Genomic DNA, 11,746 nt, shown 5'->3' on the forward strand with positions numbered 1-11,746 from the left:
AAAGAGCAGCTAACGGCTGCTCTTTTTAATTATGAACGCTCAACTTCGACAAGATTATAATAATGAAAAAGACAGCACTCGCTCTATTAGCCTCACTCAGCCTTGGGGTTTCTCTTCCAGCTTCAGCTCAAGAATACATGTTCACGTATTCCAAACTCTACACACAGCTTAAAAACAACACCAAAGAAGGGCATGATGATGTCAAAGTTGCGGTCTTCTTTGTTGATCAAAAAGCTCAGACAACTTGTCATATCAGCAAAGCTTGGATGGAGAAGGAAGAACATTATGAAGAGCTAAAAGTCTCTCCAGCCAATGAACTGCTTCTACCTGTCGATCAAAACCTACGTTCAGCTAATCCTCTTATCTTTGTACAAACACAAGAACAAGAGTGCGCGTATTCGCTCGTTGTCATGACACAGGAACCTTTAGCTGGAACGGTTGAAGTTGCACAGCTAGAAAGCCTGTTACCGCAGATGCAAGCGATGCTAGAAGACGTAAGCGGCATGTTCTCTAGTTGGTTCACACCAGATATCCAAGGCTTGACGTTAGAGTTTGATAATAAGCTTGAAGGCAACATTGCTCTGTCTAACGGAAAGCAAATCCCAATTGAAGAAGGGCGCGCGAAATTCACGCTGGCTGAGCTCAGTGGAAGTGACAGTATCACGTTACCAGAAGCCACTGTTCGAGTTTTGCCTTACATCCCAGTGCAATAATTGCGAACAGCCTGAAGCTCTTTATTTCGCTTCAGTAAGATCTTTACGAAACAGCCTGTTCTTCTTTGAACAGGCTGTTTTTGTTTATAGCTTTAAATCTTAACCTTGCCAAATCTCTACAACCTTTCATCAGTGATTCTTATCTCTTATTACGACGTGTTTTCCTACCACTGGAGGACAGATCGCATGATATGGCAGAATCTTTCTCCTGCTCAGGTTGTTTATCCTACCGTTACTGTTTCAACCTGAAATAAAAATCCGTATAATCCACGCCCTAAAACAGTCCCACTAGCAATCTACAGTCGGTAATACGACGGTGTGAGAGTCGCAATGAACCAAAACGAAAATAAAAAAGATACACTTGAATTCAACAAGCTTCAGAAACTTCTAAGAAGAAATGTTGGGAATGCCATCGTCGACTACAACATGATCGAAGAGAATGATGTAGTAATGGCGTGCATTAGTGGCGGTAAAGATTCATTTGCGATGCTAGACATTTTGCTACGTTTACGTGAAGCAGCACCTATCAAATTTGATGTAGTGGCAGTAAACCTAGATCAAAAACAACCAGGGTTCCCTGAGCATATCCTTCCTGAGTACTTTGAAACTCTGAACATTCCTTACTACATCGTAGATAAAGATACATATTCAGTGGTAAAAGAGAAAGTGCCAGAAGGTAAGACGACGTGTGGCCTTTGTTCGCGTCTGCGTCGCGGTACTTTGTACTCGTTTGCAGAGAAGATTGGCGCAACTAAGATTGCTCTAGGTCACCACCTAGACGACATTGTTGAGACTATGTTCCTGAACATGTTCCACGGAGCTCGTCTTAAGGCTATGCCACCTAAGCTTCGTTCTGACGATGGTCGTAACGTTGTAATCCGTCCTCTGACTTACTGTCGCGAAACTGACCTAATCAAATACGCGGAGCACAAAGAGTTTCCGATCATTCCGTGTAACCTGTGTGGTTCGCAAGAAAACCTACAACGTCAAAACATCAAAGCGATGCTAATTGATTGGGATAAACAGACTCCAGGCCGTGTTGAGAAGGTATTCAAGTCAATTCAGAACGTGAGTCCGAGCCAATTGGCAGACCGTGAGTTATTTGATTTCATTAACTTACCTTTAGACCGTACTGAAGAGCGCAAAGCATACGAATTCGAAGAAGCTGAAATCTCGTCGTCAAACATCGATGAATCTTTGTACATTGATGTCACCAACGTTTAAGCCTTATTCGTCGAAGAATCGCTATAACGTATAGATAAATAAAAACGCCTCAAGCAATGCTTGAGGCGTTTTTTATGAGTTAAATATGTAGATTGAAATACATATTCAGATTGTCGGTTTTAAACCTTAAACCTTTAATCTTTAGCCTTTAGCAAGGTTAGGATCGAGAGGGCTCACATAACCCGATGGCTTAAGAGCCAGAACGTCACAATTAATCTTATCGATAACGTGCTCAGCGGTATTACCAATAAACACGGCAGATAAACCAGTACGGCCTGTCGTTCCTAAAATCACCATAGCGGCGCTGTTTTCAGACGCTACTCGTGGAATCACATCTTCTGGTAAACCTTGCTCAACAACCGTTTGTTCTTCGCACATACCATGCTTTTGACGCAGCGCTTTCATTGCCGTTAAGTGATGACCGCGAACCGCATCTGTGTAAGACGTTGGATCAAACTCAGGCAATTCAATCGTAATATTAGCTGGCGTAACCGGGTATGCGTTCACTAAGAATGGTTCAGCATCCAGACGCCCCGTAATCTCAAGCAATCTATCAACCATAGTATCGTTAAGCTCGAGGTGAGCTTCTGTTTCTGAACCTACGTGTACCGAAGCATAAATCTTCGCATTATCAGGCCAGAAATCATTTTTAACTAAGAGTACTGGGCTAGGGCACTTTCTCAATAGGTGCCAGTCTGTAGGGGTGAAAATCACAGACTCTAAGGTATCGTGCTTGCGCGTACCCTTGATTAAGATCTCATGCCCGCCACTGTATACCTCTGCAATGATCGCTTCATAAGGGCGGTTATGCCAAACCACTTGAACATTAAATTCAATAGAATCATCAAGGTAAGGTTCTGCGACTTTATTCATCCAAATTTCGCGTTGATGAATCACACCTTTGCGCATTGCGTCTCTTTCATCAACAGAAAGCATTGATGTCATCTCATACGAGAAATCGTAAATCGACAAAAAGAAAGTGATGTGGCTTGTTGAGGTGCTTTTCTTTGCAAGTTGGATAGCACGAACTCAGAGCAGGTTGCTCATCGTGATTAATGTCTGCGACAACTAAAATTTTGTTATAGATACTCATAACTAAGCCTACTTTTCAGACCGAACATATAAATAATGTAGCGTAGTTATGGAGAGATTAAGAGAAATATAAGAGGTTTTAGGGGAGAAACATGATGTAGCTCATTTTTGAACTACATCATTGATATCTAAACTATTCTTTTGAAACGCCAGCAAGTTCCATCAGAGCATCGTGATCTTCGATAGTGATGTATTTACCTTTAACGCTCAAGATGTCAGCTTTTTGGAAACGACCTAATAGACGGCTAATTGTTTCAACAGTCAAACCAAGGTAGTTACCAATGTCGCCACGAGTCATCGTTAAGCGGAACTCTCTTGGGCTGAAGCCACGTTGAGAGAAGCGAGTAGAAAGGTTGTAAAGGAATGCAGCAAGACGCTCTTCCGCGTTCTTTTTAGAAAGAAGCAGGATCATTTCTTGGTCACCTTTAATTTCGTTACTCATCAGGCGCATAATTTGCTGACGCAATTTAGGCATTTTTCCTGATAAGTCATCAAGGATCTCGTATGGAATTTCACACACCATAGAAGTTTCAAGTGCTTGTGCAAAGCTAGGGTGTTCGTCACCCGTAATCGCATCAAAACCAACAAGATCGCCCGCTAGGTGGAATGCAGTAATCTGCTCATCACCTTGCTCGGTAATCGTGTAACTCTTGATCGTTCCAGAGCGAATAGCATACAGAGATTTAAGCTCGTCACCGGCTTTAAATAACTCTTGGCCTTTTTGAATAGGTTTTTTTCTCTCAATGATCTGATCAAGTTGATCAAGTTCAGATTCATTCAAAGTAAATGGGATACAGAGCTGGCTAATACTACAATCCTGGCAGTGGATTGCACAGCCACCAGACTGAACACGTTTCGTCACAGGCTTTTCAGAAATCATAACAATCTTTCACTATTTGATATACGTCAATATTTTAGCATTCCTTTATCCAGTTGGGTAGTAAAAAAACCGGATTTAAAGAACGGCTATACGGTATAAATAATGAGCTGCAGTGCCATATATCCAGTATAAAAACCGTAAATAAGGATTAGAATTGCGCCTAATTGGCGAAATAAGTCGGCTTGTTGCAGTTTTTTTAGAAAATTAGCGCCCATACCAACAGTAAGCATGGCTGGTAGCGTCCCTAAGCCAAACGCCAGCATGATACCCGCTCCGTTGTACCAGCTTCCCGATACCGCTGCCCACGTCAGCATAGAGTAAACAAGGCCACATGGAAGCCAACCCCAGATAAAACCAAATGGTAAAGCATGGCTAGGGTGCTTTAATGGTAGAAATGATTTACCTACAGGAGAGATGTAACGCCATAGTTTTTGTCCGACTTTTTCAAAGAACAACAAGCCGAACCACCATTTACCGATGTACAAACCTAAGATAATCATAAAGACGGCAGCAAATAAACGAAGCCAACCAAGCAAGGCATTAAAATCGCTCAACTGGCCAATCGAAGAAATCGCACCGCCAATCACACCGCCAATCACGGCATAGCTTAATAGACGACCAAGATTATAAAGGAGGGGAATAACAGGGGAAGGTTTACTGTTGCCAATAGACAGAAGCGACGCAATACCACCACACATTCCCATGCAATGGCCTGCGCCGATCAATCCAACAACAAAAGCGCCAATCCAATCAGGCGTCATCATTCTTTTTTTCTACGTTAGATTGTGTTTCAGCCGAGCTTTGTTTCTTGTCGCTCTCTTTTGAGGCTGTAGTAGGCTTGGTATCAACGTTTATATGGTTATCTTCATCAAACAGAATGTTGTGGCCTTGACGCTCAAGGTCTTCAAACTGCTCACTCTTAACGGCCCATAGAAAGATACCGACTGCGATGCACACAAGTACGATCGCAATTGGAATGAGTATGTATAAACTTTCCATTATTTACCTTGCTCTTTTAAAAGCCTTAACGAATTAGACACAACAATAATAGAGCTAGCAGACATGCCAACCACGGCAATGTAAGGAGCAACCAAACCAACGACGGCCAATGGAAGAATAAGTAGGTTATACCCCAACGACCACGCTAGGTTTTCACGGATTATCTTACGCGTTTTAAGCGCCAATGTACGTGATTTAAGTAATCTATCGAGTTTATCGCCCAATAACACCATATCCGCTGAGGCTTTCGCAACATCCGTACCGCCACCCATCGCAACCGAAAGGTGTGCACCCGCAAGAATAGGCGCATCGTTGATGCCATCGCCAACCATCATGGTGATGTCACTAGCGTCTCTAGAGTTTAAATAAGCCAGTTTATCTTCCGGCTTCGCGTTAGCAACAATGTCAGTAATACCAATCTCTGCCGCAACAGGCTTCGCGTTAATCAAAGAATCGCCAGTCAGCAGCGTGGTTTTGATTCCTGCTTCTTTGAATTGCTTAATGAGCTCAATACTTTCTTTACGAATCGGGTCTTCATAAGTGAATGTTGCGATATGACAGCCAGCCATCGACAAGTAAATACCATTGCTTTCAGATGGCTGAGCTTCACCTAGAATGAACTCGCTGCTACCAATCGCCACTTCTTGCCCATTCCACTCACCAGTAATGCCCGAACCAATCACATTGTTCACCGACTCTACTTCGATATCATCTGAAAGATGGGTCTTGAACGCCTTTGCGATAGGGTGGTTAGCGTGTTGTTCTAAGCTAGCTGCGACTTGCAGGCATATTTCTTTATCAAGGTCAGCAAATGTCTCGACTTTGCTGATACGAATATCACCTTCAGTCAGCGTGCCCGTTTTATCAATGATTAAGTGGTTCACTTTACATAAGGTTTCAAACACGTGGCCTTTGCGGAGCAAAATACCAAAGTTACCCATGCGAGATGTTGAACACGTAATTGCCGTCGGTGTCGCAAGAGACAGAGCACAAGGGCACGTCGCCACTAGCACTGAAAGCATGATCCAGAATGCGTCTTCTGGACGTGTTTGATGCCAATAGAACCAAGTACCGAATGAAATAATTAAGATAACCGCGACAAAGTATCGCGCTACCACATCAGCGATTTCAGCGATGCGAGGTTTAGATAATTGAGCTTCATCTTGAAGGCGAACGATATTAGAAATAACCGAATCCGCTTTAGAGGTCATCACTTCTAATTCAAACGATTCATCGCCATTCAGTGTGCCAGCAAAGACGGTATCACCTTCGTTCTTAACCACATGAATTGACTCACCAGTCAGCATGGATTCATCAATGTGAATTCTGCCAGATAATACTTTGCCATCCGCAGGAATATGCTCACCAGGAAGAACGCGAATCTGATCGCCAACCTTCAAGGTTTTTACCGGAACTTGTTCACCGTCTAACGTTGTCGCCATCGCAGGAACCAACTTAAGCAGGTTACCGCTAGCGGCTGCCGCTTTACGACGCGCGCGCATCTCAAGGAAACGACCAAGCAACAAGAAGAAGGTGAACATTGAGATAGATTCAAAGAACACTTCGCCTTGCTCTGTCACCGTTGCCACTAAACTCGCAACATAGGCAAACAATAGAGCGATCGACACAGGAACGTCCATGCCCAAGGTTCGGCCTTTGATACTACGCCAAGCGTTAATATAAAACGGTAATGCAGAGTAGAGCAGTACAGGCGTTGCGAAGATCAAACTCACCCAACGAAAGTAGCTTTTGAATTCCGGCTCAAGGCTGCCAAAAACTTCGAGATAAAGCGCCACAGCTAGCATCATGACTTGCATGGTCGCTAAACCCGCGACACCAAGACGATAAAGGTAGTTTTTCATCGAACGATGATAAGCGGCTTCTTGTTGGTCAGCCTCGAATGGTGCGGCTTTGTAGCCCAACCTATGAATCGCGGATAACAACTCACTAAGTTTAGCCTGAGTGTTGTCCCAGCTAAGCAGGGCACGGTTAGTCGTGGTATTAACACGAATACTCACAACGCCTAGCTTTGAGGAGACTTGCTTCTCAATGAGCCATGCACAGGCAGCACAAGAGACCCCCTCCAGTGACAATGTCACTTCAGAGGTGTTTTCAGAGTTACGAACGAACTCCAATTGAACATCTTCATTGTCGTAATGACTCAGTGCCAGAAGCTGCTCTGGCACCAAATCTGCTTTTTCAGCAGGAGCAGTACGGTATTGGTAATAAGAAACCAAACCACTATCTATGATTGTCTGGGCTACGGTTTCGCAACCCGGACAACACATCGGTCGAACCGACCCTAAGATTTCTACTTTAAAATCCGTTTCCGCTGGTACATCTTCACCGCAGTGATAACAGGATTCACACATAAGCTTTAGTTCGTTAGTTGAGTAGGAGTATCAATAGGGAAGTTCATGCGACCTTGCACTAACCATTCAGAATCATGCGGAGAAAGCTCAATAAACCATGGACCTTGCATTTCATGATCCAAAGTCAACGTGTAGTTGCCGCTCGCATCAGCCGTCAGTAGCTTGGTAAAATCACGATCAGGCAACGTTCGGTGCACGAACATTGCGCTAATAGCAGGGAAGTGGTCAAGCTTGCCTTTGTCTAGAGTAATGATAACCGAGTTACCTTTCTCATTAATTGAAGCTGATAGGCCAAGCTCTTTAGCAATGTTTACTTTTGAAATGTCGACATTAATGCCTTTTCCTTTTTTATAGTAATCCTCAGTCACTAGATCTACAGAGTTCTGTGTGAACACAATGACCGTCATGATGGTCCAAATAACTACTGTCGCTGGCAACGCGATTAAGAACCACGGCCAAAACTGTTTATACCAAGGCTTTACCATAAAAAATATCTCAAAAATGAATAAAAAGAAGGGCTTATAAAATAAAGGAAAGACAGCCTCTTAGAAAGAGGCTGTTATTGAAATGTTACTTATTATCTGAGTTACTTAAGCTCCACACGTACGATGCAACAAGCTGAACTTTGTCCTCGCCTAGAATATCCTTCCAAGCAGGCATTACGCCAGAACGGCCGTTCATTACTGTTTCAGTTACATCAGCGCGAGAATCGCCAAACAACCAATCGCGGTCTGTTAGGTCAGGTGCACCAACAGCAGGGTTACCCTTACCATCTGTACCGTGACACGCAGCACACACAACGAAACGTGCTTTACCAGCTTCTGCTTCACGTGCATTCACGCTACGACCAGAAAGGCTAAGAGTGTAGCTAACTACTTCTTTAACGCCTTGCTCGCCTAGTGCGTCTTTCCACGCTGGCATTTGACCGACACGACCATGCATGATGGTAGTAACGATAGCTTGTGGTTCACCGCCATATAGCCATGCATCGTCAGTCAAGTTAGGGAAGCCCTTTTGACCACGAGCATCAGAACCATGACACTGAGAACAGTTTTGTAAGAACAAACGTTGACCCACTTTGATTGCTTCAGCATCAGATGCGATGTCAGGAACAGAACGTAGACCGTTCTCATCATGAGCTAGCTTCTTGAATGCTTCGCCAAAATAAGTGTTCGCGTCATCAAGTTCTTTTGCGTACTCATCTAACTGTTTGTTAGCTTGAGCTGCAGCGATTGCAGAGCGAGACTCTTCTACGCTACGAACTGTTTGGTTTGAACTCGTCCAACCTAATAGACCTTTAAAGTTGCCAAGGCCTGGGTATAGAGCAAGATAAACAGCTGCAAACACAATTGTGCTTACGAAAAGGTATGTCCACCATTTAGGTAGTGGGTTATTAAGCTCACGAATACCATCGTATTCGTGGCCCATATCATGACCTGGTTCTACGCCTGTTTTATCTTTAAAACACCAACGAAGTAAGACCGCACAACCAATTAGGGTACCAATCGTAATCGCACTAACCCAGATACTCCAGAATGTACTCATTACTTTGTCACTCCTTGATTTTTAGAACTTGTTGCCGGCTCGTCGTCTGCAAACACTAGGTTCGCATCTTCGTCGAAACGTGTTTTACGATTCTTGCCGTATGCCCACCAAACGATGCCGATGAAACAAGCAAAAACAGTAACAGTCCAAACACTTTGAAATGTAATAATGTCCATAATTATTCCTTATTTCATTGCGTGGCCAAGCGATTGAAGGTAAGCGATGATTGCATCCATCTCTGTTTTTCCTTCAACATCTTGTTTAGCGTTAGCAATTTGTTCGTCTGTGTAAGGAACACCAAATTGATTACGGAAGAGTTCAAGCTTCTGCTTAGTCAATTTGCCATCAAGTACATTCTCAGCAAGCCATGGGAAACCAGGCATGTTTGATTCAGGAACAAGTTCGCGTGGGTCTAGAAGGTGAACACGGTGCCACTCATCAGAGTAACGATCACCAACACGCGCTAGGTCTGGACCTGTACGCTTAGAACCCCATAGGAATGGGTGTTCCCAAACACTTTCGCCCGCTACAGAGTAGTGGCCGTAACGTTCAGTTTCAGAGCGGAAAGGACGAATCATTTGGCTGTGACATACGTTACAACCTTCACGAATGTAAATATCACGACCTTCCATTTCCAGAGCAGAGTAAACGCGTAGGTTTTCTACAGGTTCAGTCGTCTGCTTTTGGAAAATAAGCGGGGTGATTTCTACTAAAGCACCAAAGCTGATTGCAATAACGATTAAGATCGCTAGTAGACCAACGTTTTTCTCGACCAACTCATGGCGATTATTTGAATTTGAGCTCATTCTAAATCTCCTTAAGCCGGTTGAGGGATAGCTTTAAGGCTATCTTTAGGTGCAGAAACAGTTTTGTACGTGTTGTATGCCAGTAAGAACATACCTGATAGGAAGATGAAACCACCTAAGAAACGTACAAAGTAGAACGGGTAAGAAGCTTCTACAGATTCTACGAAGCTGTAAGTCAATGTACCGTCAGAGTTAACTGCACGCCACATCAGACCTTGCATCACACCAGAGATCCACATTGCAACAATGTAGAAAACTGTACCAATCGTTGCTAACCAGAAGTGAACATTGATTAGAGATACAGAGTACATACGCTCTTGACCAAATAGTTTAGGAACTAAGTGGTAAACCGAACCGATTGAAACCATTGCAACCCAACCTAACGCACCAGAGTGAACGTGACCGATAGTCCAGTCCGTGTAGTGAGATAGTGCATTAACCGTTTTGATTGCCATCATTGGGCCTTCGAAAGTCGACATGCCGTAGAATGATAGAGAAACGATTAGGAAACGTAGGATTGGGTCGTAGCGAAGCTTATGCCACGCGCCAGATAGAGTCATAATACCGTTGATCATGCCACCCCAAGAAGGAGCAAACAGAACCAAAGACATAACCATACCTAGAGACTGAGTCCAGTCTGGAAGTGCAGTGTAGTGTAGGTGGTGAGGACCAGCCCATATATACAGAGACACAAGAGCCCAGAAGTGGACAATTGACAAACGGTAAGAGTAAACAGGGCGACCAGCTTGTTTAGGAACGAAGTAATACATCATACCTAGGAAACCAGCTGTCAATAGGAAGCCTACCGCATTGTGTCCGTACCACCATTGCACCATTGCATCGATCGCTCCGGAATAAATCGAATAAGATTTAAACGCAGATACAGGAACAGCCAGGCTGTTAACGATGTGCAACACGGCAACCGTGATGATGAAGGCTCCGAAGAACCAGTTAGCTACATAAATGTGCGATGTCTTACGCTTAATCATAGTTCCGAAGAACACGACCGCATAAGCTACCCACACAAGAGTAATAGCAATATCGATTGGCCATTCAAGTTCTGCGTATTCTTTACCAGAGGTTAAACCTAACGGTAAAGTAATTGCAGCGGACAGGATAATCGCTTGCCAACCCCAAAAGGTAAAGGCTACGAGAGGGCCACCAAAGAGACGCGTCTGACAGGTACGTTGCACAACATAATATGATGTTGCAAACAGCGCACTTGTACCGAACGCAAAAATAACCGCATTAGTATGCAGGGGACGTAAACGACTGTACGTCAGCCACGGCGTATCAAAGTTTAGCTGTGGCCAAACTAATTGAGCGGCAATCAAAACACCAACGCCCATACCGACAATACCCCACAAAATTGTAACAAGGGTAAATTGACGGACGACCGTATAGTTGTAGTTTTGTTCAAGCTGCTTTTCTTGGCTCATTTGCATGCTTCCAATTTCTTATTTACTACACTTTACTTCCAACACGACTCACGTCGTAATGCCACCCAAATTAGAAAAGGAAATTCAGCCTATTCAGGGCTTTATTTCCACTTGCTGATTTTGAAAAAAAGTGGCATTTTCAACGCGACACTATACTTGAATTAACAAATCAATGACAGAGTAGTAACCTTACGCTTGGTCTGGAATTGGATTTTTATTTAAAAACTTTGAACTTTGTAACAAGGAGTAAAGATTATAATGGCGGCACAAAAGCTAACAAAAGGCAGGCTTGTTCAAATTATCGTCATGTTGGTTATTTTAATAGCGGCATTTACTTGGAGAACAGTGACATACGACCAAGACGAAACGATAAACTGTATAGTTTCAAAACCTTGTCAAATTACTATTGATAAACATAATGTTTTAATTTCGGACAATAACCTAGGCTATTTAATCGAAACATCTAAAACTGGCAAATTTATCATTAGCTATGATGAGAACGGAATTCTTGAGGAAAATAAAGCCTCAAATTGGGCGTTAAAAACGACCGATAAAGCCTCATCAATAACCATCACATTTCCACAACAGAGTGGCACATATTTGGTCAACATTTCCAAAGAATAACAGGGCGTGTAAATCACTCTTACCGCAGTTTGTTGATAGAAATATGTACTAA

The 11,746-nt window shown here is 43.3% G+C and carries 12 protein-coding genes and 1 pseudogene; 3 read left to right on the forward strand and 10 right to left on the reverse strand.

Annotation, left to right across the window (positions count from 1 at the left end; translation table 11 throughout):
• Positions 1–62 precede the first annotated feature (62 nt).
• Together AC3CKG_RS08315 and ttcA are read left to right on the forward strand one after the other, a co-directional pair.
• On the forward strand, positions 63–713 hold the full coding sequence (locus AC3CKG_RS08315) for a DUF2987 domain-containing protein (protein WP_488529210.1): 651 nt from the start codon (positions 63–65) through the stop codon (positions 711–713).
• A gap of 330 nt (positions 714–1,043) precedes the next feature.
• Complete coding sequence (gene ttcA, locus AC3CKG_RS08320) at positions 1,044–1,937, forward strand: tRNA 2-thiocytidine(32) synthetase TtcA (RefSeq protein ID WP_029223700.1); 894 nt, start codon at positions 1,044–1,046, stop codon at positions 1,935–1,937.
• Positions 1,938–2,078: 141 nt separating this feature from the next.
• On the opposite strand, the pseudogene uspE reads toward ttcA, so the two are convergent.
• The 10 genes and pseudogenes from uspE to ccoN form a co-directional block, all read right to left on the reverse strand.
• Positions 2,079–3,030 (reverse strand): annotated as a pseudogene (gene uspE / locus AC3CKG_RS08325) (universal stress protein UspE).
• Positions 3,031–3,162: 132 nt separating this feature from the next.
• A complete protein-coding gene (gene fnr / locus AC3CKG_RS08330) occupies positions 3,163–3,909 on the reverse strand; it encodes a fumarate/nitrate reduction transcriptional regulator Fnr (RefSeq protein ID WP_004733691.1) in 747 nt (248 codons plus the stop codon).
• 86 nt (positions 3,910–3,995) lie between these two features.
• Positions 3,996–4,670: a sulfite exporter TauE/SafE family protein gene (locus AC3CKG_RS08335; protein WP_017108023.1), complete on the reverse strand. Its 675-nt coding sequence runs from the start codon at positions 4,668–4,670 to the stop codon at positions 3,996–3,998.
• Positions 4,660–4,908: a cbb3-type cytochrome oxidase assembly protein CcoS gene (gene ccoS / locus AC3CKG_RS08340; RefSeq protein ID WP_017108022.1), complete on the reverse strand. Its 249-nt coding sequence runs from the start codon at positions 4,906–4,908 to the stop codon at positions 4,660–4,662. Before ccoS ends, AC3CKG_RS08335 begins: the two co-directional genes overlap by 11 nt.
• Positions 4,908–7,280: a heavy metal translocating P-type ATPase gene (locus AC3CKG_RS08345; protein ID WP_488528136.1), complete on the reverse strand. Its 2,373-nt coding sequence runs from the start codon at positions 7,278–7,280 to the stop codon at positions 4,908–4,910. The genes ccoS and AC3CKG_RS08345 overlap by 1 nt, the downstream gene beginning before the upstream one ends.
• Positions 7,281–7,285: 5 nt before the next feature.
• Entirely contained in the window at positions 7,286–7,765 is a 480-nt protein-coding gene (locus AC3CKG_RS08350; protein WP_488528137.1) for a FixH family protein, read from the reverse strand.
• Positions 7,766–7,850: 85 nt separating this feature from the next.
• Positions 7,851–8,825, reverse strand: coding sequence for a cytochrome-c oxidase, cbb3-type subunit III (ccoP, locus tag AC3CKG_RS08355; protein WP_017112094.1), 975 nt, complete (start codon positions 8,823–8,825; stop codon positions 7,851–7,853).
• Entirely contained in the window at positions 8,825–9,001 is a 177-nt protein-coding gene (locus AC3CKG_RS08360; RefSeq protein ID WP_017108018.1) for a CcoQ/FixQ family Cbb3-type cytochrome c oxidase assembly chaperone, read from the reverse strand. Before AC3CKG_RS08360 ends, ccoP begins: the two co-directional genes overlap by 1 nt.
• Positions 9,002–9,010: 9 nt before the next feature.
• Positions 9,011–9,631 carry a cytochrome-c oxidase, cbb3-type subunit II gene (ccoO, locus tag AC3CKG_RS08365; RefSeq protein WP_016767204.1) on the reverse strand — a complete coding sequence of 207 codons (621 nt, stop codon included), beginning with the start codon at positions 9,629–9,631 and terminating at the stop codon, positions 9,011–9,013.
• Positions 9,632–9,642: 11 nt separating this feature from the next.
• Positions 9,643–11,076 (reverse strand): cytochrome-c oxidase, cbb3-type subunit I, encoded by a 1,434-nt coding sequence (ccoN, locus tag AC3CKG_RS08370; RefSeq protein ID WP_008221953.1) that lies wholly within the window; start codon positions 11,074–11,076, stop codon positions 9,643–9,645.
• 252 nt (positions 11,077–11,328) lie between these two features.
• On the opposite strand from ccoN, the gene AC3CKG_RS08375 reads away from it, so the two are divergent.
• Positions 11,329–11,694, forward strand: a complete 366-nt coding sequence (locus tag AC3CKG_RS08375) for a hypothetical protein (RefSeq protein ID WP_102307837.1) — start codon at positions 11,329–11,331, stop codon at positions 11,692–11,694.
• The last annotated feature ends 52 nt before the right edge of the window (positions 11,695–11,746 follow it).

The organism is Vibrio sp. QJM3NY_15 (assembly GCF_057785995.1).